Raw genomic sequence first — 24,046 nt, forward strand, 5'->3', positions numbered from 1 at the left:
CCGCAAGTGGGTTGGCGCGATCTGCATGTCCGGAGTGATCAGTCCGCGGGTTCAGCGCTCGTCGTGGCGGGATCCGCCGGAAGCTGGCCGAGTTGCAGCAGGTCGGCGCGCAGGCGGTCCACCTCGGACAGGTTCCACGAGATGGCCGCGTGTTCCTCGCACCAGACTGGATAGGCCTGCGCCAGCAGGTCGCGGCCCGCGTCGGTCAGGGACAGCCGCCGGGCACGGCGGTCCTGCGCGTCAGGATGGCTCTGCACCAGCCCGCGCCGTTCCAGCGGTTTGAGCGCGGCGGTCAGGGTGGTCCGGTCCATCGCCAGCAGATGCGCCACGGCGCCGAGGGTCGGCGGCTCGGGCCGGTTCAGGCCCATCATCAGCGAGAACTGCCCGTTGGTCAGGTTGAACGGCTTGAACGCGCGGTCGAAGCGGCGGGCCAGCGCCCGCGCGGCGCGCTGCGCATGCAGGCACAGGCAGCTGTCGCGGACTTCGATGGTCTGGGATGGGGTGACTGGATCGGACATATCTTCAACGTGTTGACCTCAACCTGAGTGGTCAACCCCAACGTGGGGTAAATCTTTGTTGCACAGGTTCCTGCGGGCTTGACCCGCCGGGCCGCTGTGCGCTTGCCTGCGGTCATTCCTTTTCCGACGAGAGTATTTGTCATGACCAGATGCACAAAGCGACCAATTGTCCTTGCCGCCGCGTTTGCACTCGCGGCCGCGCTGGCGCTGCCGGCCGGGGCGCAGGGCCTGCAACCGGCAGAGGGCGGCACGCCGGGCGCACCGCCTGCCGGATGGCAGCCGCCGCAGGGGGGCGGCGATACCGGTGGTGGCGGCGAGAAGAAGCCGCCGGAGTTCATCGCCTCGGAACCGCCGAAGACGGGCACGCCGCCTGCCACGGGCGGAGGCGAGGCGCCGGCGGCCACCGGCAATATCTTGGCCAATTCGCCCGAGGCGATCCGCGACGCGATGCAGGCGGCGGGCTACCAGGCGGTGCTGGAGGCGGACAGTTCAGGCGATCCGCTGATCCGGTCCAAGATCTCCAAGTCGCCGATCTGGATCTTCTTCCTGAACTGCAACCGCGAGGACGGCTGCCGGGCCCTGCGCTTCCACACCGGTTACAAGATGGACCGGCAGGTGACGCTGGAAGAGATGAACAGCTTCATGCAGAGCTATGCCTATGCCCGCGCCTTCCTGAGCGAGGAGGGCAATCCGCGCGTGCAGATGGACGTGCTGATGCGGGCGGACGGGGTCGGGCCGGAGAATTTCCGGCACACCCTGAACCTGTGGCGCGAGCTGGTCGAGCTGTTCGAGCAGCACCTGAAGCTGTAGCGCCTCAGAGGCGGTTCAGCAGGTCCCGCGTCGGCCATGCGTCGGCGGGGAGGCCCAGTTCGATCTGGACCTTCTGCACCGCCTCGCGGGTCTTTTCGCCGAGGATGCCGTCGACCTTGCCGACGTCATGTCCACGCTGGACCAGCTTCTGCTGAAGCTGCTTCATCTCGGGGCCGGAGAGGCCGGGATCGGGATTGCCCGCGTCGAAGACCGGCGCGCCCTGAAGGCGTGTCGCGAAGTAGGCGGCGGTCAGGACGTAGACGAAGCTCTGGTTCCACTCGAAATACACGCGGTAGTTCGGATAGGCGAGGAAGGCCGGCCCCTTGCGCCCCTGCGGCAGCAGCAGCGAGGCGGGCAGGTTCGGGGCCAGCATCCCGCCGGAGCGCGGGCGGACGCCGAGCGCCTGCCAGTCGGCGGCGCTGCGTTCGTGGTCGAGGCCCGAGAGGCTCCAGTCGAGGGACTGGGGGACGGTGACTTCCTGCATCCACGGCTCGCCCGCGCGCCAGCCGAGGTGTTGCAGCATCTTGCCGCCGGACATCAGCGCGTCGGGTGCGGATCCCTTGAGGTCGACATGGCCGTCGCCGTCACCGTCGACGCCGTTGGTCAGGATGTCCTCGGGCAGCATCTGGACCATGCCGATCTCGCCCGCCCAGGCCCCGGTGGTGCGGCGCGGGTCGAAATCGCCGTGTTCGTAGAGCGTGAGGGCCGCGAAGATCTGGGGCCGGAAGAGCTCCGGGCGGCGGCAGTCGTGGGCGAGGGTGACGAGGGCGTTCAGCGTGTTGAAGTCACCCTGGAACGCGCCGTAGTCGGTCTCGAAAGCCCAGAAGGCCAGCAGCACGCCGCGCGGCACGCCGTAGGTGCGTTCGATGGTGTCGAAGGTCCGGGCATGGGCGTTGGCCTTGCTGAGACCGGTGTTCATCCGGTTGGCCGAGATCAGCCGCCGGGCGAAGGTGGTGAAGTCGAGCTGGAAGACGCCCTGCGACCGGTCGGCCTTGAGCACGGCCTGATCCTGCGCCGCCGAGGCGAAGAAGGCGTCGACGGTCGCGGGGGCGTGGCCACGGCTGATCGCCTCCTGTTTCAGGCCCGAGACGAAGCCGGAGAACGATCCCCCGCACTGGGCGGCGGCGGTCCCCGCGGTCAGGATCAGGGCGAGGGCGGCGGCGGTGGCTTTCATGCTGGGCTCCGGCTGTTTGGTCGGGCGGACCCTAGCAGGTTCGCTTCAGCCGACAAGCGCAAGGGCCGCTGACGATGCCGTGAGGACGGCCCAGACCTGCCAGAGGATGCGGGTCGCCGCCTCGATCGCCTGCGGTCCGGGATGGCGGTTGCCGTCGGGATGGACCCACGGGAAATCCTGCATCCTGCCGTGGTAGGCGCGGGGGCCGGACAGGGCGGTGTCGATGGCGCGGGCCAGCGCCGCCTCGGGCCAGCCGGCGTTGGGCGAGCGGTGGCGGCGGGCCTCGGCCACGATCTCGCGCCAGCGGGGGAGCAGGCCGTGGAGCAGCGCGATCAGGAAGGACGTCAGGCGGGCGGGGATGAGGTTCAGCACGTCGTCGAGGCGGGCGGCGGATTTGCCGAAGCGTTCGTGGCGGGGCGTGCGGTAGCCGATCATGCTGTCGGCGGTGTTGACGGCCTTGTAGACGGCCATGCCGGGCAGGCCGAACAGCAGGAACCAGAAGGCGGGGGCGGTGACGCCGTCGCTGAGGTTCTCGGCGGCGCTTTCGATGGCGGCGCGGGCGATGGCGGGGTCGTCCATGTTCGCCGTGTCGCGGCCGACGATCATGGCGACGGCGGTGCGCCCCTCGGCGGTGGAGCGGCGGAGAGCGTCGGCCACGGCCCGGACGTGCTGGACGAGGCTTTTCTGGGCGAGGAGGATCGCGGCGGCGATGGCTTCGGCCCAGGGGCCAAGCTGCGCGATCAGCCAGCCGGTCAGGGCCGCGCCGGTGATGAGCAGGGCGAGGGCGAGGGTGCCGCGGGCGAGGAGGTATTGGCCCCGGTTGAGATTGGTGTCGAGCCAGCCGACCGCGCGGCCCATCAGGACGGCGGGATGCGGCAGCCGGCTCCACAGCCAGTCCGGTTCGCCGAACGCGGCGTCGAGCAGCAGGGCGAGGCAGAGGATGCCGGCGGTGTCCATCAGCGCGCCGCCGGGGTGGCGGGGCGGGCCAGTCGGTCAGGTTGCGCGGGCGGGGGGCTGCGGTGGGGCATCTGTGGTCCGGAAACGGGGCGCGGGCATGGGGTGGTGCGGGGTCGCCCCTTGAGAAGGGGCGACCCGGTCCCGTGACTGCACCTTGGCGCCGCCGGACACAAGGTGGCGGATGCCGCCGCCCTGGTCCGTCGCGCCCGGTCAGCCGCGCCCGTGCGGCGCGGTCAGGTCCAGGTTCGGGCCGATCGGGATGATCCGGTAGGGATTAATCGTCTCGTGGCTATAGTGGTAGTGATGGGTGATGTGGTCGAAATTCACCGTCTCGGCCACGCCCGGCCACTGGTAGAGCTCGCGCAGGTAGCCCCAGAGGTTCGGGAAATCCACGATCCGGTTGCGGTTGCACTTGAAGTGGCCGTGGTAGACCTTGTCGAACCGGATGAGCGTGGTGAACAGGCGCCAGTCCGCCTCGGTGATCCGGTCGCCCATCAGATAGCGGTTCTGCGCCAGCCGGTCCTCCAGCCAGTCGAGGCTGTCGAACAGCGCCGTGACCGCCTCGTCATAGGCCCCCTGCGCCGTGGCGAAGCCCGCCTTGTAGACGCCGTTGTTGACCGTGTCGTAGATCCGCGCGTTCACCGGCTCGATCGCCTCGCGCAGGTCCTCGGGCCAGTAATCGTCGGTGTTGCCGGTGATCCCGTCGAAGGCCGAGTTCAGCATCCGGATGATCTCGGCGCTTTCGTTGGACACGATGGTCTCGCGCTGCCGGTCCCAGAGCACGGGGACGGTCACGCGGGTCGTCGCCTGCGGGTCGGCCTTCTGGTAGACCTTGTAGAGATGCGACAGGCCATGGAGGTCGTCGCCGGTCGCACCGGGATAATCGGTGCGGAATTCCCAGCCGTGGTCCAGCATCTCGGGGTGCACGACCGAGACGCCGATGTGATCGGTCAGGTCCTTCAGCCGCAGGAACACCAGCGCCCGGTGCGCCCAGGGGCAGGCGTAGGAGACGTAGAGGTGGTAGCGCCCGCTTTCCGCCGGAAAGCCGCCCTCGCCCGAAGGACCGGCGCTGCCGTCCGCGGTGACCCAGTTGCGGAAGCTCGACTCCTTGCGCTTGAAGGCTCCGTCCTTGGCGAGGCTCGCGAGGCTCTCGGTTTTCCATGTGCCGTCGACAAGCTGTCCCATGCGGATCTCCTTTCGTGTGCTTGCGTGATAGTTAAGCCCGTGGGCCGGCACGGAAACGCCGATGGGGGCGCAGGCAGGTCTGCATGAGTGCACAGGGCGGCAGGGCAGTGGGGTTGCACACCGGCTGGGCATCCGGCGGGCGGGGCGGGGCCGGGACCACCCGTGCGGATTGCGATGCGCGGTCCGGCTGCCTATAGATGGGGGGCACGCGCCACGGCAGGGACCCGTCACCGGGCGGGCCGGGCGCATCGCCGGTGGCGCGACCGGCTGCTGCAAAGGACGAAGGAGAGCGCATGACCCGCATCGCACGCATCACCCTGAGCCTTGCCCTGCTGCTGTCGCCCGTGGCGGCGCAGGCGCATCCCGGCCACCTGACCGAGGTGGCGGGGCATGGTCACTGGCTGGGGGCCGCCGCGCTTGGTGCGGCGATCGCGATCGGGCTGTGGCAGGCGCTGAAGGGCCGCCGCCGGGACGAGGCCGAAGAGGCCGAAGCCGAAGCGACGGAAGGCGCAGAGCCACAGGACGCCTGACCGATGCGACGGCGGAAGGGCCCGGTCCGTGCCGTGGCAGGTCCGCGCCGCTCTTGCTGCAGGTATCCATGACACGCCTCTTCGACACCCATGTCGTCGTCGACTGGTCCGCCCGGTCCCGGCCCAGCCCCGCGCGCCCCTCGCGTGACGCGATCTGGTGGGCCGCGCTGCGCGACGGGGTTGCGGAGGCGCCGGCCTATGTCCAGACGCGCGCGGCGGCGCTTGATGGGCTGGAGGCGCTGATCCGCGCGGAACGCGCCGCCGGGCGGCGGGTGCTGATCGGCTTCGATTTCCCTTTCGGCTATCCCGAAGGCGTGGCGCGGCGGATCTGCGGGTCGGACCGGGGGCTCGACCTGATCGGCTGGTTCGCGGACGCGGTGCGCGACGACCGGGACAACGCGTCCAACCGGTTCGAGGTCGCGGCCCGGATCAACGGGCTCTACGATGGCACCGGTCCGTTCTGGGGACGCCCGGCCAGCTGGGACCATCCGGCCATTCCCGAGCGGAAATCCGACCGGCATGGCACGGACCACCCGCCCGAGACCCGCCGCGCCGACCGGATGGCGGGGGCCAAGACCGTCTGGCAGCTGGCCTATGCGGGCAGCGTCGGCAGCCAGGTCATCGTCGGCCTGCCCGCCCTGCACCGCCTGCGCGCGGCCTTTCCCGGCGAGGTCGCGATCTGGCCCTTCGACACCGGCCTGTCGGCGGGCGAGGCCCCCGTGGTGCTGGCCGAGGTCTATCCCTCGCTGCTCCAGCCGGTCGCCCATGCCGCGCGCCGGGACGACGAGGTGCTCGACAGCGCGCAGGTCCGCGTCTCTGCCGCCGCGCTGGCAGGGCTGGACCGCGACGGCGCGCTCGGGCCGCTCTTCGCCGGAGCTGACGGCCTGACCGGCGGCGACCGTGAGGTGGTGGCGCGGGAAGAGGCCTGGATCCTCGGCCTCGGACACGAAGCCGCGCTCAGGCAGGCGGCCGACCGATCCACCTTCATCTGGCCGGATAAACTCCCCCCGGAGGGCCGCTCTCCAACCGCCCGAAAGCCAGTCATGCGTCCATACGATAAAGACCCCTCCACCATCCGTGCCCGCGCGGAGGCGGCGATCCGGGCCGAGGCCCGGCTGGAGCGGTTCGATCCCGCCATGCGGCGGCTGGCGGTCGGGGTGATCGCGGCCTGCGGGATGGTCGAGGTGGCGGACCGGCTGGCGTTTTCGCCGCTGGCCTTCGACGCGGGTGCGCTGGCGCTGACGCGGGGCGCGCCGGTGCTGTGCGACTGCGAAACGGTCCGGGCCGGGATCGCGGCGCAGGCCCTGCCGGCGGGCAACGAGGTGATCGTCACGCTGGGCGATCCGCGCGTGCCGCAGATCGCGGCGGGGATCGGCAACACCCGCGCGGCGGCGGCGGTCGAGCTCTGGGCGGACCGGATGGAGGGGGCGGTGGTGGCCATCGGCACTTCGCCGACGGCGCTGTTCCACCTCCTGGACCTGCTGGACCAGGGCGCGCCGAGACCGGCGCTGATCCTCGGCTTTCCGCCGGGCTTCGCCGGGGCGGCGGAAAGCAAGGCAGAGCTGGCGTCGAACCCGCGGGGCTGCGATTATATGCTCCTGAGGGGGCGCCGTGGCGGTGCGGCGATGGCGGCGGCGGCCGTGGCCGCGCTGGCGTCGGGCCCCGCGGAACGGGAAACATGAGCGGGGGCTCATCGGTCCTCGCGGACCGCCTCGCGCAACGGGAGCGTATGGATGACGAAACCCTGGCTGCATATCGTCGGGATCGGCGAGGACGGGCTGGATGGCCTGACCCCCGCGACACGGGCCGTGGTCGAGGCGGCCGAGGTCATCATCGGCGGCGACCGGCACGACCGGTTTCCCGACAGCGTGACGGCCGAGCGGCTGGCCTGGCCGCATCCGTTCCCTGCGCTGGTCGAGGCGCTGGCCGGGCTCAGGGGGCGGCGCGTCGTCGTGCTGGCGACAGGCGATCCGCTGTGGTTCTCGATCGGGGCGCGGATCGGCCGGGCGATCCCGGCGGAGGAGATCACCTATCACCCGCAGCTGTCGGCGTTTCAGCTCGCCGCCGCCCGGATGGGCTGGAGCATGGCGGATCTGGAGACGCTGACGGTGCATGGCCGTCCGGTGGAGCAGATGATCGCCTTCATCCAGCCCGAGGCGCGTCTGCTGATCCTGACCACGGGAGAGGAGACGCCGGGCCGGATCGCCCGGTTCCTCGCCGAGCGGGGGTTCGGGCGCAGCCGGATGACCGTGCTGTCCAGTATGGGCGGTGCCGAGGAACAACGGTTCGACGGTCTGGCGGAGAGCTGGGACCACGTGGTGCCAGCGTTCAACACGCTGGCGGTGGAGTGCGTGGCCGCGCCGGACGCGGCGCTGCTGCCGCGGGTGCCGGGGCTGGCGGACGAGCTGTTCCAGGCGGACGGGGCGATGACCCGGCGCGAGGTCCGGGCGGCGACCCTGGCCAAGCTGATGCCGATGCGCGGGGCGCTGTTGTGGGACATCGGCTGCGGCACGGGCTCGGTCGCGATCGAGTGGATGCGGGCGGCACGCTATGCGCGGGCCGTGGGGATCGAGCCGCGGGCGGACCGGCGGGCGATGGCGGCGGCGAATGCGCTGGCGCTCGGCGCGCCGCAGCTGCGGCTGGTGGACGGGCTGGTGCCCGATGCGCTGGCGGGGCTGGAGGCGCCGGACGCGGTCTTCATCGGCGGCGGCCTGTCGCGCGAGGTCTTCGTGGCCGCGTGGGACGCGCTGCGGCCGCTCGGGCGGCTGGTCGCGAACGCGGTGACGGTCGAGAGCGAGGCGGTGCTGGCCGATCTGCATGCCGAATTCGGCGGTGACCTCGTGCGGCTGCAGGTGCAGCGGGCGGAGCCGGTCGGGCGGTATCGCGGGTGGCGGGCGCTGATGCCGGTGACGCAGTGGTCGCTCGTGAAGCGGTAGGGTGCAGCGCCTTGCGGCGGTGTGGTTCCGAGGTGCCGGAGCGGTCGGGTCCGGACCGGCACCGGCCCTGCGGGGCATGCGGGCGATGACGGTGCCGGTGGTGCTGGCCCTGTCCGGCCGGGGCGCGACGGTGGGGCGTCTGATCGCAACGTCGCTCGGTGTGCCGTTGTGGGCGCGCGCGGAGGGTGACGCTGGCGGAGACCATACGTTTGCGGATGCTTCGGCTTTCGTCCGACGGGTTCGGGCGGAGGGCCGGCCGGTGGTGGCGGTCTGTGCCTCGGGAATGCTGCACGACCTGATGGGCGGACCGATGCCGGGGATGGTGTCGGGGGTGGTGGCCGTCAGCCATGACGGAACGGTCGTCACGCAGTTGCAGGGGATGTCCGAGGGGCTGGCGGAACGTGTCGGACTCGCCCTGTCCGGCGCGGGAGCCGGTCGGCACCCGGACGGGGACCCGCGGCACTGGCTTGAGGATCCGCCCGAGGGCTGGACGCTAGGCACCCCGGCTCTGGCGGCACCCGTCAGGGCGCGGTTGATGGCCGGAGGACTGGCGCGGATCGACGGAGACGAGGCGATCCGTGCGGACTGGCTGGCCGACCTGCCTGCCGCGTCTCCGCCGGACGAGGGCCTGCGTGACGTCGTGGGGATCGAGGCGACAACGATGCCGCCGGTGGACGGAGTTCTGACCTACCATCCGCAGCGATTTGCGCTTGGCATCTGTTGCGCGGGCGACTGTCCACCGGCCGAGCTGGAGGCGCAGGTGAGGCAGATGCTGGAGGACAGCGAAACCGCGCCGGGCGCGGTGAAGGCGATCCTGACCGACGCCGGATCGTGCAGGGCCGCTGCCGTGGTTGCACTCGCCGACAGGCTGCGTCTGCCGCTGCGGGTGTGTGCGGAGCCCTATGCGGGGGATCCAGCGGACCGGCGGGCCGTGGCCGTCGCGTCCCCGTCCCCGGTGGCAGGGCGGGCCGCGATCAGCCAGACTGCCGCGCTGTTCGGTGCGGGATCGCGGGCGCGTCTGGGGCTGCCCACGGTCTCTGCAGACCTGTTCGCCTGCGCGCTGGCCGTGGCGCCCGATGCGATAGCGGGATTGCGTGGCCGGCCTGCCTGAGCCGTGCAGCCGGCAAGCCGGATTGACGGCCGCCTTTTCCATCCGCGTTCGTATGGTCTAGGCGCAACGTGCGGCGGAACGGACATAGCCTCCGGACCTATATTCTGAAATTCCGACACTGCGCTTGACCTGTGCGTCAGCCGGTTCATCCTTGATGTAGCTGTCGGGGGGCTGGAATCATGTCCACGTTTCTATCGAAAGAGGTCCGCGAGGGGCTGGAAGCCGCACATCGCCTGGCGCGCGCCCGCCGCAGCCGGCTGCGTGTGCGCACCGCCGATGCGGAGTTTCCGGTGATCCGGTTCTGGGAGGACGGGTTTGCCGTCGAGGTGGAAACCGCACCGCGGCTGCGGGGCTTCGTCGACATCTACGACGGGCCCGAGCATCTGACCCGCTGCCTGATCGTCGCCTCGGACGAGGAAGCGGGCGAGCGGCGTTACGACTTCAAGCGGGCGACGCCGGTGTCCGACAGCGCGCCGCTGGATTTCGAACGTCCGGATACTGCACCGGTCGCGCTGATCGGGCCGAGCTGAGTCGCCGCCGCCGCGCGCCGCGCGGCCCGCGCCGTTAACGCAACCATTCCGCAGCGTCACGATATGTCGCACCCGTCCAGGCGCGCACAGGGTCCGGCTGGTGGCAGGTCCTGCGCGGGGCTTTTCAGCGAAAATCGAATGAAATCCGCACCGAGCGGCCGGATATTTACAACTTTTCGCGCCTTCCTGAAAAACCGTCCACAGAATTTCCGATGGAAACCGGCGGCTTGCGCACAGGTCGTCGCAAAATGGTAAACAGGTCGTGACAGCAGGCCCGGCGGCCTGCGCGGCCCCGGCGGCGAGGAGGACGATATGGACGCCATGACGATGACACGACCTGCGGTGCTGATCCTGCTGGGGCCTCCGGGCGCCGGGAAGGGGACGCAGGCACGGATGCTGGAAGAGCGGTTCGGGCTGGTTCAGCTGTCCACGGGCGACATGCTGCGGGCCGCCGTGGCGGCGGGCACCGAGGCCGGGCAGCAGGCCAAGGCGGTGATGGAGGCGGGCGGTCTGGTCAGTGACGAGATCGTGCTGGCGATCCTCGCGGACCGGCTGCGGCAGGACGATGTGAAGGCGGGCGTGATCCTCGACGGGTTCCCGCGCACGGGCGCGCAGGCCGAGGCGCTGGACCGGATGCTGGAGGCGACGGTGCAGCGGGTGAACGCGGCCGTGTCGCTGGACGTCGACGATGCAGCGATGGTGGAGCGGATCTCGGGGCGGTTCACCTGCAAGGGGTGCGGCGAGGGCTATCACGACAGCTTCAAGGCGCCGGCGGTGGCGGAGACCTGCGACAAGTGCGGCGGGACCGAGATGGTGCGCCGGGCCGATGACCGGGCCGAGACGGTGGGCGCGCGGCTGGAGGCCTATCATGCGCAGACCGCGCCGCTGATCGACTATTATGCCGGGCGCGGTGTGTTGAAACGGGTGGACGCCATGGGCGCGATCGGGCAGGTGGCGGATGACCTGAACGGGATCGTGGCCGCGGCCACGCGCTGAGCCGGGCGGGCCGTCACTGGAATATTGCTATGTCGCATAACAATTGTTGACAGCAATCAGACGGCCTGCGATCTTCCCGACCAGATGACGAAACCCTCGGGGTCCGTGCGGAGGAGCGTGCGGGCGGTCGGGGGACCGTCATGTCGATGGGAGGATACATCATGACATTCTTCAAGACCCTTTCACGGGGCCTTGCCGCCGGCGTCGTGGCGGCGATCGCGGGATCCGGCGCCTTCGCGCAGGAGGTGACGCTCAAGATGCACCAGTTCCTGCCGGCGCAGGCCAACGTGCCCCGGCTGGTGCTGGACGTCTGGGCGGACAAGGTGGAAGCGGACAGCAACGGCCGGATCAAGGTCGAACGCTATCCCGCCATGCAGCTTGGCGGCGTCCCGCCCGAGCTGACCGACCAGGTGATCGACGGGATCGCCGACGTCGTCTGGACCCTGCCGGGCTACACGCCGGGCCGCTTCCCCTCGACCGAGGTGTTCGAGCTGCCCTTCATGATGACGAATGCCGAGGCGACCAGCCGCGCCTATTGGGAATTCGCCGAGAAGCACATGATGGACACCGAGTTCGCCGAGATGAAGATGCTCGGCCTCTGGGTCCACGGACCGGGGCTGATCCATTCGTCCAAGCCGGTGACGGAGCCCGCCGATCTGAACGGCGTAAAGCTGCGCGCGCCGACGCGGGTGACGAACCAGCTGTTCACGCAGCTCGGTGCGACGACGGTCGGGATGCCGGTGCCCGCGGTGCCCGAGGCGCTGTCCAAGGGCGTGATCGACGCCACCGTGATCCCGTGGGAGGTGACGAGCGCACTGAAGGTCAGCGAACTGGTCAAGAACCACACCGAGTTCGGGGGCGAGGCGCTCTATACCGCGACCTTCATCTTCGCGATGAACAAGGGCGTCTATGACGGCCTGCCCGACGATCTGAAAAAGGTGATCGACGACAACTCGGGCGCCGACTTCTCGGCCTTCGCGGGCAAGGTGATGCAGGAGGGCGATGCCCCTGCACGCAAGATCGCGGTCGACCTGGGCAACAACATCATCGAGCTGACGCCCGAGCAGGTGGATGTGTGGCGTCAGGCCTCTGACGGTGTCGAGGCAGCCTGGATCGAAGAGATGAACGGCAAGGGCATGGACGGCGCGGCGCTGGTCGAAGAGGCCAAGGCCCTGATCGCCCAGCACACGAAGTGACGGTGCGGGCGCGGGTTCCGGCCTGCGCCCCCCTATCCGGACCGATGGTCCGGGCCCCATCCTGAACCCCCAGTCCCTAGCCCCCTGTCCGAGCGCCGAGGCCGGAGCATCCCATGATCCATGACCTGTTTCGCTGGCTGGCCCGCGCGATGGCCATTCTGGGCGGCGTGGTGCTGACCGCGCTGATCCTGCTGACCTGCGTGTCGATCCTTGGCCGGTCGGGCAACACGATCCTGCATTTCGACTGGCTGGAGCAACTGGCCCCCGCGCTGACCGCGCGACTGCTTGAGGCCGGGATCGCGCCGGTGCCGGGCGACATCGAGGTGACCGAGGCGGGCATGGCCTTCGTCATCTTCGCCTTTCTGCCGATCTGCCAGATCACGGGCGCCCACGCGGTGGTGGACATCTTCACCTCGCAGCTCGGGGTCCGGGCCAACCGGGCGCTGGCGTTCCTGTGGGAAGCCCTGTTCGCCGTCGCGCTGGTCGTGATCGCGTGGAAGCTGCAGGAGGGCATGGCGGGCAAGATGCGCTATGGCGAAACGACCTTTATCCTGCAGTTCCCGGTCTGGTGGTCCTATGCCGCCAGCCTCGCCGGGGCCTGCGTCGCGGCGGTGGTCGGCATCTACGTGGCGGTGATGCGCGGGGTCGAGCTGATGACCGGACGCGCGGTGCTGGCCGACGGAGGGTCCGGCGCGTGAGCAACTTCGAAACCGGGCTGCTGTCCTTTCCCATCCTGCTGCTGCTGATCTTCGCGCGGATGCCGATCGGTCTGGCGATGTTCGCCGTCGGCTTTGCCGGGCTGACCATCGTATCCGGCGGCTCGCCCAACGTCGCGCTCGCCAAGCTCAAGAGCGAAACCTTCACGACCTTCTCGAACTACTCGCTGTCGATCATTCCGATGTTCCTGCTGATGGGGCAGTTCGCGACCCTCGGCGGGATGAGCCAGGCGCTGTTCCGCGCCGCCGAATCGTGGCTGGGCCACCGGCGCGGCGGGGTGGCGATGGCGGCGGTCGGGGCCTGCGCGGGCTTCGGCGCGATCTGCGGGTCGTCGCTGGCCACCGCAGCGACGATGAGCAAGGTCGCCCTGCCGGAGCTGCGCCGCTACGGCTATTCCGGGGGCTTCTCGACCGCCACGCTGGCGGCGGGGGGCACGCTGGGGATCCTGATCCCGCCCTCGGTGATCCTCGTGATCTACGCCATCCTGACCGAGCAGAACATCGCCAAGCTGTTCCTCGCCGCGTTCATCCCCGGCGTGCTGGCGGCGATCGGCTACATGATCACCATCTCGATCTACGTCCGGCTGAACCCGGCCAGCGCGGGCACCCGCCCGCCGCAGCCGATGGCCGAACGCTGGCGCGCGCTGGTCGAGGTCTGGCCGGTGCTGCTGGTCTTCATGGCCGTGGTCGGCGGCATCTACTTCGGCTGGTTCACCCCGACCGAGGGCGCCGCGGTCGGCGCATTCGGCACCGGTCTGATCGCCCTGTTGAACGGCGGTCTGCGCGGCCGGGCGTGGAGCGACAGCTTCATCGCGACGGCGAAAAGCACCGGCATGATCTTCTTCATCGTCCTCGGCGCGGCGTTCTACAACGGCTTCCTCGCCCGGACGCAGGTCCCGCAGGAGCTGAGCCGCTGGGTGGTGGAGCAGGGCTTCAGCGCGTGGACGGTGCTGGCGATCATCCTCGTGCTCTACCTGATCTTCGGCTGCCTGATGGACAGCCTGTCGATGATCCTGCTGACCATCCCGATCTTCTTTCCCATCGTCTCGGCCATGGATTTCGGCCTGAACCCCGAAGAATTCGCGATCTGGTTCGGGATCATCGTGCTGATCGTGGTCGAGGTCGGGCTGATCACGCCGCCGGTGGGGATGAACCTTTTCGTCATCAACTCGATGGACCGCGAGACGCCGATCTCGCGGACCTACGGGGCGGTCATGTATTTCGTCGGGTCGGACATTGTGCGGGTGATCCTGCTGGTCCTGTTCCCCGGCATCACGCTCTTCCTGCTGCGCATCTCCGCGGGCTGAGGGGCCGTGCCCCGTCCCCCGACGGGGGCGGTGCGAGATATTTGTTATGGCGCATAACTGTTATGGCGCCGGAAAGGAGCGGACCGTGGTTCCGATCTGTATCGCAGCGTTGGCCCGCAAGGGCCCGACAGCCCGGCATACGCATCCGGACGGAGCGCTCGCCCGCCGCCATGATCCCCAGTCCCCAAGCCCGAGGTAAGCCGATGTCCGACGTTCTGACCATTGAAATCCGAGATCGCGTCGCCGTCCTGACGATGAACCGCCCCGACAAGCGCAACGCGATGAACGATGCCCTGCTGGGCGCGCTGGACGCGTTCTTTTCGGCCCCGCCCGAAGGGGTGAAGGCGGTCGTGCTGAGCGGCGTCGCGGGACACTACTGTTCCGGCCTCGACCTGTCCGAGCATGTCAGCCGCGACGCCGAGGGCACCCTGCGCCATTCGCGCGCATGGCACGCGGTGATGGACCGCATCCAGTATTCGGGCCTGCCGGTCGTCAGCAACATGTTCGGCGCGGTGATCGGCGGCGGGCTGGAGTTGGCGACGTCGACCCACGTGCGCATCGCGGAGCCCTCGGTCATCTTCCAGCTGCCCGAGGGGCGGCGCGGGATCTATGTCGGCGGCGGGGCGTCGGTCCGGGTGGGGCGCATTCTGGGCGCCGACCGGATGACCGAGATGATGCTGACGGGTCGTAAATACGGTGCCGAAGAGGGTCTGCGCCTGGGTCTGTGCCATTACGCGGTGGCCGAGGGCGAGGGGATGGCGCTGGCGCTCGACCTCGCGGGCAAGATCGCGCAGAACGCCAGCCTGTCGAACTATATCATGATCCACGCCATCGCCCGGATCTCGGACATGAGCCGGGCGGACGGGCTGTTCACCGAGAGCCTGTCGGCGGCCATCGCCCAGACCAGCCCGGATGCCGAGGAGGGCCTGCGCGCCTTCCTCGACAAGCGCGCGCCCGAGTTCCGCTGACCATGGCGCGCGACGGGGAGGATACAGTGACGGAGGGCGCTGGCCCGGTCCCCGACCGCGCGCTCAGGCGCCTGACCGGCTATTCCCTCAAGCGCGCCTACAATCGCCTGCAGACCGACGCCGCGCGGGTGCTGGATGGCTTCGGCCTGCGGATCACCACCTATTCCGCGCTGAGCGTCATCTGCGCGACGCCCGACCTGCGGCAGAGCCAGCTGGCCGAGGCGTTGTCGATGGAGCGGTCGAACACCGTGGTGATCGTCGACACGCTGGAACAGGCGGACCTGATCGAACGCCGCCGCGTCCCGCATGACCGGCGGTCCTATGCGCTGCGGGCCACCAAGGCGGGGCGACGGCTGTTCACCGATGCGACCGCGGCGCTGGAACGGCACGAGGACGAGATGCTCGGCGCGCTCGACGCCGGCGAGAGGGAGGAACTGATGCGGCTGCTGCACAAGATAGACGAGACGGGGGCGAACGGTGTCCGGGGCTGAACCGCGCGACGGGCTGGTCCCGCAGAGGGTCGAGGTCGAACGGCGTGCGGACGGGACGCTGATCCTGACCAGCCCGCACCCGCTGCCACCGGTCGCGGCGACGACGGGGGACTGGCTGGACCGGTGGGCGGAGGAGACGCCGGACGCCGTCTTCATCGCGGAACGCGAGGGCGCGGGCTGGCGCGAGGTCAGCTATGCCGAGGCGCGGCGCCGGGTGCGCTCGATCGCGGGCTGGCTGCTGGCGCAGGGGCTGCGCCAGGGCGACACGGTGGCGATCCTGTCGGGCAACGGCGTGGATCACGGGCTGCTTGCGCTGGCCTGCCAGTATGTCGGGCTGGCCTCGGCGGCGGTGGCCGAGCAATACACCCTGATCCCCGGCGCGCATGACCGGCTGGCCCATGTGCTGGACCTCGTAGCGCCCCGGCTGATCTACGTGGATGATGCGGCGCGGTATGGCGAGGGGCTGATGCTGCCCGCCGCGCGTGACATTCCCGTGCTGGCGAGCCGGACCGCGGGGGCGCCGCGCGACGTGTCGGCTATGGCCGCGGCGCTGGATCATGACGATGCCGGAGTCGATGCGGCCCGTGCCGCGACCGGGCCGGACACGCTGGCCAAGATCCTGTTCACATCGGGCTCGACCAGCCACCCCAAGGGGGTGCCGACGACGCACCGGATGATGTGCGTGAACCAGGCGCAGCTGGCCGCCTGCTTTCCGCTGTTGTCCGCCAAACGTCACCGTATCGTGGACTGGCTGCCGTGGAACCACGTGTTCGGCGGGTCGCACAACTTCAACATGATGCTGGCCAACGGCGGCGCGATCTACATCGACGACGGCAAGCCGACGGACCTGCATTTTCCCCGCACGCTGGAGGCGCTGAAGAGCGTCACCGGCACGCTCGCCTTCAACGTGCCGGTCGGCTACGCCCGAGTGCTCGAGGCGCTGAAGGCCGACGCCGACCTGCGCCGGGATTTCTTCGACGGGCTGGAGTTCTTCTTCTACGCCGGTGCATCGCTGCCGCAGGAGATCTGGACGGCGCTGGAGGAGATGGCGCTGGCCGAGCTGGGCCGCAAGCTGCTGTTCGTGTCGTCCTGGGGTATGACGGAGACCGCGCCCGCCTGCCTGCTGGTGCATGAGCCTGTGGCCGAAAGCGGCATCGTCGGCGCGCCGGTGCCCGGCGTGCGGATCAAGCTGATCCCTGAGGACGGCCCGCGCTTTGAGCTGCGGGTCGCTGGGCCGAACGTGATGGCCGGGTATTACCGCGATCCGGAGAAGACGAAGGAAACATTCGATGACGAAGGGTTCCTGATCACCGGCGACGCCGTGAAGTTCGTGGACCCCGCGGACCCCGACCGGGGGCTGCGGTTCGACGGGCGGATCAGCGAGGACTTCAAGCTGACCTCGGGCACGTGGGTGCGGGCTGCGAATATCCGTATCGAGCTGCTCAAGGCGCTGGAGGGGCTGGCCGTCGATGCCGTCATCACCGGGCACGACCGGGGCGAGGTCGGCGCGCTGCTGATCCCCGCGCAACCGCCCGTGACTGGCCTGCAGGGGCCGGGCGAGGTGCTGGCCGATCCGGCGCTGCTGGCGAGGATACGTGAGCGGATGGAGGGGCTGGCGGCAAAAGCGACCGGGTCGTCCAACCGGATCTCCCGTGCGGTGGTCATGGCCGAACCGCCTTCGCTGGCCGATCACGAGATGACGGCCAAAGGCAACCTGAACAATCGCAAGATGCTCGACCGCCGCGCCGATATGGTGGCGCGGCTCTATGCCGCCGACGGGTCCGACCCGGCGGTCATCATTATCTGAGGAGGCCCAACATGGTCGATATTTCCAAGGTCCGCGCCATCGACATCCACACCCATGCCGAGGAACCCTGCGGCTGTCATGCCGACGACGGCTATGACGACCTGCAGTCCACGATGGCGAAATACTTCGGCGCGCCATGGCAGCATCCGCCGACCATCCCGCAGACCGCCGCGCATTACCGCGAACAGAACATCGCCGCCGTGATCTTTCCCGTCGATGCGGAGCGCGAGACCGGCTATCGCCGCTATTCCAACGACGAGGTCCATGAACTGGTGAAGGAGAACGACGACGTCCTGATCCCCTTCGCCTCGATCGACCCGTGGAAGGGCAAGATGGGCGTGCGCGAGGCGAAGCGACTGATGCAGGACTACGGCATCAAGGGCTTCAAGTTCCATCCGACGATGCAGGGCTTCTTTGCCAACGACCGGATGGCCTATCCGCTCTACGAGGCGCTGGAGGAAGGCGGGGCGATCGCGCTGTTCCATACGGGACAGACGGGTGTCGGGTCCGGCATGCCCGGCGGCAACGGGATGCGGCTGAAGTATTCCAACCCGATGTACATGGATGACGTGGCCGTCGATTTCCCCGATCTGAAGATCATCCTCGCGCACCCTTCATTCCCCTGGCAGGAAGAGGCGCTGTCGGTCGCGCAGCACAAGCCCAACGTCTACATCGACCTCAGCGGCTGGTCGCCGAAGTATTTCCCCGACATCCTCGTCCGCTACTGCAACTCGATCCTGCGCAAGAAGGTGCTGTTCGGGTCGGACTGGCCGATGATCACGCCCGAGCGCTGGCTGGCGGATTTCGAGAAGATCGCGATCAAGGACGAACTGCGCGAGGACATCACCAAGAACAACGCCGCCCGGCTGCTGGGGCTGATCTGATCGCATCGTCCGGACGCGGCACTGACGATCCGGCTTGATCCAGCGCAATGCATGTGGTGCTTTTTGCATTCATGATGTCGAATGTGAATGGACAGGAACGGAGGATTGCCATGACCGAGGCGGCAGAGATCGCGCACGAAAGCGGGTTGCAGCACTACCCCGTCAGCTTTTTCGCCGTGTCCATGGGGCTGGCGGGTCTGACGCTGGCGCTTCACGCGGGCGAAGCGGCGCGGGGCTGGTCCGGGCAGCTCTCCGGCATCGCGGGTGTCGCGACGGTGCTGGTTTTCGCGGCGATCGCGCTCGGCTATCTGGCCAAGGCGATGCTGTATCCGCAGGCGGTGCGGGCGGAATGGCACCATCCCGTCCGGCTGGCGTTCTTTCCGGCGATCTCCATCTCACTGCTGCTGATCGCTGCGGTGGCCGTCGGACGGGACATGGCCATCGCGCCGGTGATCTGGATGCTGGGCGCGGCCGGGCAGTTCGTGCTGACGCTGGCGGTGGTTTCGGGATGGATCGGGACGCGGGCGTTCCAGCAGGGCGCGCTGAACCCGGCGTGGTTCATCCCGGCGGTCGGCAACGTCATTGCCCCGCTGGCCGGTGTCCCGCTCGGGTTCGTGGAACTGAGCTGGTATTTCTTCTCGGTCGGGGTGCTGTTCTGGATCGTGCTGCTGACGCTGGTGATGAACCGCATGATCTTTCACGATCCGCTGCCGGGCCGGTTGCAGCCGACGCTGGTGATCCTGATCGCCCCGCCCGCCGTCGCCTTCGTCGCATGGCTGCGCCTGACGGGCGAGGTCGACGCCTTTGCCCGGATACTGGTCAATGGGGCGTGGTTCTTTGCGCTGGTGGTGGCGACGCAGGTGCCCAAGTTGATGCGCCTGCCGTTCGCGTTGAGCTTCTGGGCGCTGAGCTTTCCGCTGGCGGCGCTGACGGTGGCGACGCTGACCTATGGCGCGCGCATCGGGTCCACGGCGCACGAGGCCGCCGGCCTTGTGCTGCTCGGTCTGCTGGTTCTGGTGATCGCGGGTCTGGTGTTGCGGACACTGCGCGCGATGTCGCGCGGCGAAATCTGTGTGCCGGAGTGACCGGGCCTGGCGATCAGCCGTCCAGCCGCCGCGCCTCGTCGATCAGCATGATCGGGATGCCGTTGCGGATCGGATAGGCCAGCCGCGCGGTCTTGCTGACCAGTTCCTGCGCCTCGGCGTCGTAGGACAGCGTGCCCTGGCTGGCCGGGCAGACCAGCGCCTCGAGCATGCGGCGGTCGAAGGCGGCGGGCTGCGGTGCCACTGCTTCGGGCAGGGCGTCGGGCGCGCCGGGCGCCGTCGTGTCGGTCATTGCATGCGTCCTTTTTCCTCGCCGCTGCGCAGGGCGTATTCGATCAGCGTCACCAGCGTTTCGCGGCGGGTGGTCAGCGACGGCGCCTCGAGCAGGGCCTGCTTGTCCTCGGGTTCGAACGACAGGAGCATCGAGAGCGAATTGATCAGCAGCTCGTCCTCGGCGTCGCGGAGCGAGTTCCAGTCGGTGTCGAGGCTGCGGGCCGAGAAGTAGCGGCCCAACAGGTCGAAGAACATGTCCCGGTCAAAGCCCGTGTCGTGGTCGGTCGGCCCGCGGTCGCGGTCGAAGCCGGACCACTCCACCTCGAACCGGCGGTAGGGGGTAAAGCCGGACACCTCGTCCCGCAGGCGATAGCGCGAGATGCCGCTGAGCGTGATCATGTAGCGCCCATCCTCGGTTTCCGAGAACTGGGTGATGCGGCCCGCGCAGCCGATGGACTGCAGCGCGGTTTCGCCGTTCGGCTTGTCGTAGGGCTGGACCATGCCGATCATCCGGTGCGACGTCTTGAGCGTGTCGTCCAGCATCGCGAGATAGCGCGGCTCGAACAGATGCAGCGGCAGGCGGGCGCGCGGCAGGAGCAGCGCGCCCGGAAGCGGAAAGACCGGAATGATGTCGGGAAGGTCGACGATATGCACCATGGCCCAGAGCTAGCGCTGGCGCAGGGTCAGGCAAATATCATCGAGCTGAGTTTTCTGCGCCCGTTCAGGACAATCGGATCCTGCGGTTTCAGGGCGTCGAAAATGGTGAACAGCTGGGCACGTGCGGCCCCGTCGTTCCATTCCCGGTCGCGGCGGAAGATCTCCAGCAGCTCATCCACGGCTTCCTGGACTTTTCCGTGCGCGTGCAGGGCCTTGGCCAGATCGAACCGGGCCTGGAGGTCCGCGGGATCGGCCTCGACCTTGGCGCGCAGTTCCTCGACCGGGCCTGCGCCCGCGGCCTGTTTCTTGAGCTCAAGCTGGGCGTGGGCCGCTTCGACCTCGGGGGACTTGGAAATGGCGACCGGGGCGCCGTTCAGCACCGCCTCGGCCTGCTCCAGATCGCCCATCTCGATATGGGCGCGGACCAGCCCGCCGTAGGCGGCAGCGTGTTCAGGTTCCTGCTGCAGGATCGCGGCGAAGGTCTGGGCGGCATCCTCGGCCGCGCCTTCGGCCAGCATTTCCTCGGCTGCCGCGACGGCTTCGTCCAGGCCGTTCGACGGATCGCCTCCGGCCTGTTCGATGGCGCGCTTGATGAAGGCGTCGATTTCCGAGGCGGGGACGGCGCCCTGGAACAGGTCCACGGGGCGGCCCTTGACGAAGGCGACGACGGTCGGGATCGACTGCAGCGGCAGGCCCTGCTGCGCCAGCGCCTGTGCGAGGCGCTGGTTCTGGTCGACGTCGATCTTGGCCATCTTCACCGCGCCCTTGGCCTTGGTGACAGCAGCTTCGAGCATCGGGCCCAGCGTCTTGCACGGGCCGCACCATGTCGCCCAGAAGTCGACGATGACGGGCACTTCCATGGAGGCGTCGACGACGTCTTCCATGAAGTTCTGTTCGGTCACATCCTTGATCAGGTCGCCCTTGGGCGCCGCGGAGGATTGGTTCTGACCCAGTTCCAGCATGATTGGCATCCCTTTCGAGAGGTTTTCCCCTATATGGACCCCGCGCCCCGGATTGTGAAGGTGTTACCCCTGCGAACTCCGGTGCGGAGAAAGCTCGCCGCCGCGACGGGGCGGAAGAGGCGGGATTCCGTTGAAAACCGGGACTTTCCGGATGCCGGTATCGCGTCGGTGCGGAACGTCGCCGTAACCCGGATACAGGCGCGCCACGCGCGAGCCGGCGCCCGTCTTGTTGACGGACGCCGGGCAGGTCGCCGGAGCGGTCAGGCCTCGGCCGGTTCGCCGCCGAAGAGCGCCCAGAACTCGTCGCGGGCGTTGCTGCGCGGGAAGGCGGTCGCGGGGACCGGGACCTCCAGGAAACGGCAGAGCGGGTCCCAGCCGTCGGCGGGTGTGAATACCAGAAGCCGGTCCGCCGGGATCGTGTCGCGCACCTTTTCGTTGTTCCGCTTGTAGGCGGCGACACAGCTTGCGCGGTCGGTGCCGCCGAAGACGCCGTCCGAAATCAGCGGCTGCATCGTGTCGAAGATCGCCCGGATCGGCGGGGGCAGCTCCAGCTTGTCGCTGTGCATCCAGAACTTGTTGATCGTCTTGGAGTAGCTGGCCCACCAGTCCTCGACCGGGCGCTCGGTGTGGATGACCCTGGCGTCGGGGAAGGCGATGGAGAGCTCGTGCCAGACCGTCGCGCCGGGGAAGTCGACCTGGGACTGGTAGTCGGCAAAGACCTCGGCCCAGTCGACCTCCTCGCCAGCATGGTGGGCCGCCCAGAACGCGGGCTGGGACGGGTTGGCCATGACCTCGGTCATGTGATGGCAGGGGCCGAAGCCCAGCTGTTCCAGCGCGATCTTGGTCGACATGGTGCCGGTGCGGCCAAAGCCGGATCCGATGACTTTCAGGGACATTGCGTTTCTCCTCGGTGCAAGTCTGGTGTCCGCGTCCGTCGTGGATGCGGGATGATGAAGGCAGAGCTTTCCTGTCCGGCCGGGGCCGGTTTGGTCCGCGTCAGGGTCTCGGGATGGTCCGCCACGCGAATTTCGTTGTGGACTGACAGGAAGTTGCGCCATCCTCGTGCATCGCGCAAACGAAAGGATTTCAGGGGTCGTGAAGGAAATTCAGCTTCATCGTCTGGACCTGAACCTGCTGGTCGTTTTCGAGGTCCTGATGACCGAGGGCAGCGTCGCCAAGGCGGCGGACAAACTGGGCAAGACGCCTTCGGCGGTGTCCCATGCGCTGGCGCGGCTGCGCGAACAGGTCGGTGATCCGCTGATGGTCAAGGTGGGCGGACGGCTGCAGGCCAGCCCCTTCGCGCTGCAGCTGATCGAAGAGGTGGTGCCGATCCTCGGCAGCATCAAGCGGGTGCTGCAACTGCCCGAACCTTTCGATCCCGGATCGAGCGTGCGGACCTTTCGCATCGCTTCCCCCATTGCCGCGCGGGTGCTGGCGGATGTCGTGACCAGGATCGGGGCGGCGGCGCCGAATATCTCGATCGACTGGCTGTCGGCGCCGCGTCAGGTCTATGCGGCGGTGGCGGAGGGGCATATCGACATGGCTCACCTTGGCGGCGAACGCAGTTTGCCGGACGGGCTCGACATGGCCGAAATGCCGCCGCTGCGGTTCGTGAGCTTTGTCCGACAAGGGCACCCGGCGCTGTCCGACTGGGGCTTGAGGGCCTGGCGGAGCCACGGGCACGTCAAGGTCGCGATCGACAACGAGGTGCGCAGCCCCGTGGACGAGGTGCCCGCGGGCGACCGTCACATCGCCGCGCGGATTTCGGAGTTTGCCGGTGTCGGGCCTTTGCTGGCCTCCAGTGACCTCATCGCCACGCTCCCTTCGCTGATCATGGCGTGGGACATGGAGCGATACGGTCTGGTCCCGCTGCCGCCGGTCGTGCCGCTTGCGCCGTTCCGGGTCCGGTTCTTCTGGTCGTCGCGGACCGCGAACGACCCGGCATCCGTCTGGCTGCGCGATCTGGTGATGTCGGCCTATCGCGAGGCCGATCTGGCGGCGGAGGCAATGGTGGCCGCGCGCCTTGCACCGCTGAGCGAGGGGAGGACATGACGGGATTCCCGCTGCACCGTCTGGACCTGAACCTGCTGGTCGTGTTCGAGGTCCTGATGGCCGAGGGCAGCGTCGCCAAGGCGGCGGACAAGCTGGGCAAGACGCCTTCGGCGGTGTCACATGCGCTGGCGCGGCTGCGCGAGCAGGTCGGCGATCCGCTGATGGTCAAGGTGAACGGCAGGATGGAGCCGTCGCCCTTCGCCCTTCGCCCTGTCGCTGATCGAGGACGTGCGGCCGATCCTGCGCAGCATCCAGCGAGTCGTCGCGCCACCCCAGAGCTTCGATCCGGCGACCAGCACGCGGACCTTCCGGATCGCAGTGCCGGCCATTCCGATGTGGATCAACCGGGTTTTCTAGCGTCTGTCCGAGAACGCGCCCGGCGTGGCGATCGAATGGTCGGGGCTGGGGCCGCATCTGTATCAGGCGGTGGCGGACGAGGAGATCGACCTGGCCTTCCTCGGAACCGATACGCCGCTGCCCGAGGGCGTGGTGGATGAAGTGCTGCCGCCGCTCCGGCGATACACGTTCATGCGGCAGGGCCACCCGGCGCTGGACAGGTGGGACAGGCAGGCATGGCTGGACTGGCCGCATGTGATGGTGGGCATGTCGAGTGCCGCCCGCCAGACGGTCGAGGCGGCGGTGAAGCGGGACGGTCTGGACCGGCGGATCGGGGCGCATATTCCCGAATTCTCGGGGATCGCACCGCTGCTGGCCTCGTCCAACATGCTGATGACGACGGCTGCCCCGTTCGTGGGGGGCGATATCGCGACATACGGGCTGGTGGTGCGGCATCCGCCGGTGGAGGTGCCCGACATCACCTTCCGCTTCTTCTGGAGCGCGCGTCTGGCCGCCGATCCGGGAAGCAAGTGGGTCAGGGATCTGGTGATCGACGCCTATCGCTGGATGTGCGAGGCGACCGATGTGAGCGGCCGGGTGGTCTGAG

Annotated in this window: 26 protein-coding genes and 1 pseudogene; 18 read left to right on the plus strand and 9 right to left on the minus strand. The window is 68.8% G+C overall.

The window, feature by feature from the left end:
* Positions 1-38: 38 nt before the first annotated feature.
* Positions 39-518, minus strand: a complete 480-nt coding sequence (locus tag ATO6_RS06880; protein WP_088623150.1) for a MarR family winged helix-turn-helix transcriptional regulator — start codon at positions 516-518, stop codon at positions 39-41.
* 141 nt (positions 519-659) lie between these two features.
* Here ATO6_RS06880 and ATO6_RS06885 point away from each other — a divergent pair, with 141 nt between their 5' ends.
* Positions 660-1,328, plus strand: a complete 669-nt coding sequence (locus ATO6_RS06885; RefSeq protein ID WP_088623151.1) for a YbjN domain-containing protein — start codon at positions 660-662, stop codon at positions 1,326-1,328.
* Between the two features lie 4 nt (positions 1,329-1,332).
* On the opposite strand, the gene ATO6_RS06890 is transcribed toward ATO6_RS06885, so the two are convergent.
* The 3 genes from ATO6_RS06890 to ATO6_RS06900 form a co-directional block, all read right to left on the minus strand.
* Positions 1,333-2,502: a lytic murein transglycosylase gene (locus ATO6_RS06890; protein WP_088623152.1), complete on the minus strand. Its 1,170-nt coding sequence runs from the start codon at positions 2,500-2,502 to the stop codon at positions 1,333-1,335.
* A 45-nt stretch (positions 2,503-2,547) separates the two neighbouring features.
* Complete coding sequence (cbiB, locus tag ATO6_RS06895) at positions 2,548-3,459, minus strand: adenosylcobinamide-phosphate synthase CbiB (protein ID WP_088623153.1); 912 nt, start codon at positions 3,457-3,459, stop codon at positions 2,548-2,550.
* Between the two features lie 210 nt (positions 3,460-3,669).
* Positions 3,670-4,644 (minus strand): glutathione S-transferase family protein, encoded by a 975-nt coding sequence (locus ATO6_RS06900; protein WP_088623154.1) that lies wholly within the window; start codon positions 4,642-4,644, stop codon positions 3,670-3,672.
* A 293-nt stretch (positions 4,645-4,937) separates the two neighbouring features.
* Here ATO6_RS06900 and ATO6_RS06905 point away from each other — a divergent pair, with 293 nt between their 5' ends.
* From ATO6_RS06905 to ATO6_RS06970, 14 genes are all read left to right on the plus strand, one after another.
* Positions 4,938-5,174: a DUF6732 family protein gene (locus ATO6_RS06905; RefSeq protein ID WP_088623155.1), complete on the plus strand. Its 237-nt coding sequence runs from the start codon at positions 4,938-4,940 to the stop codon at positions 5,172-5,174.
* 1,043 nt (positions 5,175-6,217) lie between these two features.
* A complete protein-coding gene (locus ATO6_RS06910; protein ID WP_088623441.1) occupies positions 6,218-6,856 on the plus strand; it encodes a precorrin-8X methylmutase in 639 nt (212 codons plus the stop codon).
* Positions 6,857-6,907: 51 nt separating this feature from the next.
* Positions 6,908-8,110, plus strand: a complete 1,203-nt coding sequence (gene cbiE, locus ATO6_RS06915) for a precorrin-6y C5,15-methyltransferase (decarboxylating) subunit CbiE (protein ID WP_088623156.1) — start codon at positions 6,908-6,910, stop codon at positions 8,108-8,110.
* Position 8,111: 1 nt separating this feature from the next.
* Entirely contained in the window at positions 8,112-9,221 is a 1,110-nt protein-coding gene (locus ATO6_RS06920) for a cobalamin biosynthesis protein (protein WP_141101946.1), read from the plus strand.
* A gap of 179 nt (positions 9,222-9,400) precedes the next feature.
* Positions 9,401-9,751, plus strand: a complete 351-nt coding sequence (locus ATO6_RS06925) for a hypothetical protein (protein WP_088623158.1) — start codon at positions 9,401-9,403, stop codon at positions 9,749-9,751.
* A 312-nt stretch (positions 9,752-10,063) separates the two neighbouring features.
* Positions 10,064-10,747, plus strand: coding sequence for an adenylate kinase (locus ATO6_RS06930; protein WP_088623159.1), 684 nt, complete (start codon positions 10,064-10,066; stop codon positions 10,745-10,747).
* A 161-nt stretch (positions 10,748-10,908) separates the two neighbouring features.
* Positions 10,909-11,943, plus strand: a complete 1,035-nt coding sequence (locus ATO6_RS06935) for a TRAP transporter substrate-binding protein (RefSeq protein ID WP_088623442.1) — start codon at positions 10,909-10,911, stop codon at positions 11,941-11,943.
* A gap of 113 nt (positions 11,944-12,056) precedes the next feature.
* The gene (locus ATO6_RS06940; RefSeq protein WP_088623160.1) at positions 12,057-12,641 is read left to right on the plus strand and encodes a TRAP transporter small permease; all 585 of its coding nucleotides are present in this window, start codon (positions 12,057-12,059) and stop codon (positions 12,639-12,641) included.
* Positions 12,638-13,966, plus strand: a complete 1,329-nt coding sequence (locus ATO6_RS06945; protein ID WP_088623161.1) for a TRAP transporter large permease — start codon at positions 12,638-12,640, stop codon at positions 13,964-13,966. Before ATO6_RS06940 ends, ATO6_RS06945 begins: the two co-directional genes overlap by 4 nt.
* 203 nt (positions 13,967-14,169) lie before the next feature.
* Positions 14,170-14,934: a crotonase/enoyl-CoA hydratase family protein gene (locus ATO6_RS06950; RefSeq protein WP_088623162.1), complete on the plus strand. Its 765-nt coding sequence runs from the start codon at positions 14,170-14,172 to the stop codon at positions 14,932-14,934.
* Positions 14,935-14,960: 26 nt separating this feature from the next.
* A complete protein-coding gene (locus tag ATO6_RS06955; protein WP_217898975.1) occupies positions 14,961-15,425 on the plus strand; it encodes a MarR family winged helix-turn-helix transcriptional regulator in 465 nt (154 codons plus the stop codon).
* Positions 15,412-17,232 (plus strand): feruloyl-CoA synthase, encoded by a 1,821-nt coding sequence (locus ATO6_RS06960; protein WP_254919082.1) that lies wholly within the window; start codon positions 15,412-15,414, stop codon positions 17,230-17,232. Before ATO6_RS06955 ends, ATO6_RS06960 begins: the two co-directional genes overlap by 14 nt.
* 11 nt (positions 17,233-17,243) lie before the next feature.
* Positions 17,244-18,116, plus strand: a complete 873-nt coding sequence (locus ATO6_RS06965; protein ID WP_088623164.1) for an amidohydrolase family protein — start codon at positions 17,244-17,246, stop codon at positions 18,114-18,116.
* A 110-nt stretch (positions 18,117-18,226) separates the two neighbouring features.
* The gene (locus ATO6_RS06970) at positions 18,227-19,201 is read left to right on the plus strand and encodes an SLAC1 anion channel family protein (RefSeq protein WP_088623444.1); all 975 of its coding nucleotides are present in this window, start codon (positions 18,227-18,229) and stop codon (positions 19,199-19,201) included.
* A 13-nt stretch (positions 19,202-19,214) separates the two neighbouring features.
* Here the strand turns inward: ATO6_RS06970 and ATO6_RS06975 are convergent, their stop codons facing one another.
* From ATO6_RS06975 to ATO6_RS06990, 4 genes are all read right to left on the minus strand, one after another.
* Entirely contained in the window at positions 19,215-19,370 is a 156-nt protein-coding gene (locus ATO6_RS06975) for a Trm112 family protein (RefSeq protein WP_254919094.1), read from the minus strand.
* A 77-nt stretch (positions 19,371-19,447) separates the two neighbouring features.
* On the minus strand, positions 19,448-20,089 hold the full coding sequence (locus ATO6_RS06980) for an LON peptidase substrate-binding domain-containing protein (RefSeq protein ID WP_088623166.1): 642 nt from the start codon (positions 20,087-20,089) through the stop codon (positions 19,448-19,450).
* A gap of 26 nt (positions 20,090-20,115) precedes the next feature.
* Positions 20,116-21,051, minus strand: coding sequence for a co-chaperone YbbN (locus ATO6_RS06985; protein ID WP_088623167.1), 936 nt, complete (start codon positions 21,049-21,051; stop codon positions 20,116-20,118).
* 260 nt (positions 21,052-21,311) lie between these two features.
* Positions 21,312-21,947: a sulfotransferase family protein gene (locus tag ATO6_RS06990; protein ID WP_088623168.1), complete on the minus strand. Its 636-nt coding sequence runs from the start codon at positions 21,945-21,947 to the stop codon at positions 21,312-21,314.
* 199 nt (positions 21,948-22,146) lie between these two features.
* Here ATO6_RS06990 and ATO6_RS06995 point away from each other — a divergent pair, with 199 nt between their 5' ends.
* Positions 22,147-23,103 (plus strand): LysR family transcriptional regulator, encoded by a 957-nt coding sequence (locus ATO6_RS06995; protein WP_088623169.1) that lies wholly within the window; start codon positions 22,147-22,149, stop codon positions 23,101-23,103.
* A gap of 56 nt (positions 23,104-23,159) precedes the next feature.
* Positions 23,160-23,243 (plus strand): annotated as a pseudogene (locus ATO6_RS25575) (LysR family transcriptional regulator); the annotation flags it as partial.
* On the opposite strand, the gene ATO6_RS25400 reads toward ATO6_RS25575, so the two are convergent.
* On the minus strand, positions 23,220-23,447 hold the full coding sequence (locus ATO6_RS25400; RefSeq protein ID WP_176440776.1) for a hypothetical protein: 228 nt from the start codon (positions 23,445-23,447) through the stop codon (positions 23,220-23,222). The pseudogene ATO6_RS25575 and the gene ATO6_RS25400 overlap by 24 nt on opposite strands.
* A gap of 16 nt (positions 23,448-23,463) precedes the next feature.
* On the opposite strand from ATO6_RS25400, the gene ATO6_RS07005 reads away from it, so the two are divergent.
* A complete protein-coding gene (locus ATO6_RS07005) occupies positions 23,464-24,045 on the plus strand; it encodes a LysR substrate-binding domain-containing protein (RefSeq protein WP_088623171.1) in 582 nt (193 codons plus the stop codon).
* Position 24,046 lies beyond the last annotated feature (1 nt).

Origin of the sequence: Oceanicola sp. 22II-s10i (assembly GCF_002210105.1) — a bacterium.
Taxonomy (GTDB): domain Bacteria; phylum Pseudomonadota; class Alphaproteobacteria; order Rhodobacterales; family Rhodobacteraceae; genus Pseudooceanicola.

Bases quoted from the DNA above. Each gene is read 5' to 3' on its own strand.
- ATO6_RS06880 (WP_088623150.1), bottom strand. From the start codon at position 518: ATGTCCGATCCAGTCACCCCATCCCAGACCATCGAAGTCCGCGACAGC.
- ATO6_RS06885 (WP_088623151.1), top strand. From the start codon at position 660: ATGACCAGATGCACAAAGCGACCAATTGTCCTTGCCGCCGCGTTTGCA.
- ATO6_RS06890 (WP_088623152.1), bottom strand. From the start codon at position 2,502: ATGAAAGCCACCGCCGCCGCCCTCGCCCTGATCCTGACCGCGGGGACC.
- cbiB (WP_088623153.1), bottom strand. From the start codon at position 3,459: ATGGACACCGCCGGCATCCTCTGCCTCGCCCTGCTGCTCGACGCCGCG.
- ATO6_RS06900 (WP_088623154.1), bottom strand. From the start codon at position 4,644: ATGGGACAGCTTGTCGACGGCACATGGAAAACCGAGAGCCTCGCGAGC.
- ATO6_RS06905 (WP_088623155.1), top strand. From the start codon at position 4,938: ATGACCCGCATCGCACGCATCACCCTGAGCCTTGCCCTGCTGCTGTCG.
- ATO6_RS06910 (WP_088623441.1), top strand. From the start codon at position 6,218: ATGCGTCCATACGATAAAGACCCCTCCACCATCCGTGCCCGCGCGGAG.
- cbiE (WP_088623156.1), top strand. From the start codon at position 6,908: ATGACGAAACCCTGGCTGCATATCGTCGGGATCGGCGAGGACGGGCTG.
- ATO6_RS06925 (WP_088623158.1), top strand. From the start codon at position 9,401: ATGTCCACGTTTCTATCGAAAGAGGTCCGCGAGGGGCTGGAAGCCGCA.
- ATO6_RS06930 (WP_088623159.1), top strand. From the start codon at position 10,064: ATGGACGCCATGACGATGACACGACCTGCGGTGCTGATCCTGCTGGGG.
- ATO6_RS06935 (WP_088623442.1), top strand. From the start codon at position 10,909: ATGACATTCTTCAAGACCCTTTCACGGGGCCTTGCCGCCGGCGTCGTG.
- ATO6_RS06940 (WP_088623160.1), top strand. From the start codon at position 12,057: ATGATCCATGACCTGTTTCGCTGGCTGGCCCGCGCGATGGCCATTCTG.
- ATO6_RS06950 (WP_088623162.1), top strand. From the start codon at position 14,170: ATGTCCGACGTTCTGACCATTGAAATCCGAGATCGCGTCGCCGTCCTG.
- ATO6_RS06965 (WP_088623164.1), top strand. From the start codon at position 17,244: ATGGTCGATATTTCCAAGGTCCGCGCCATCGACATCCACACCCATGCC.
- ATO6_RS06970 (WP_088623444.1), top strand. From the start codon at position 18,227: ATGACCGAGGCGGCAGAGATCGCGCACGAAAGCGGGTTGCAGCACTAC.
- ATO6_RS06975 (WP_254919094.1), bottom strand. From the start codon at position 19,370: ATGCTCGAGGCGCTGGTCTGCCCGGCCAGCCAGGGCACGCTGTCCTAC.
- ATO6_RS06980 (WP_088623166.1), bottom strand. From the start codon at position 20,089: ATGGTGCATATCGTCGACCTTCCCGACATCATTCCGGTCTTTCCGCTT.
- ATO6_RS06985 (WP_088623167.1), bottom strand. From the start codon at position 21,051: ATGCTGGAACTGGGTCAGAACCAATCCTCCGCGGCGCCCAAGGGCGAC.
- ATO6_RS06990 (WP_088623168.1), bottom strand. From the start codon at position 21,947: ATGTCCCTGAAAGTCATCGGATCCGGCTTTGGCCGCACCGGCACCATG.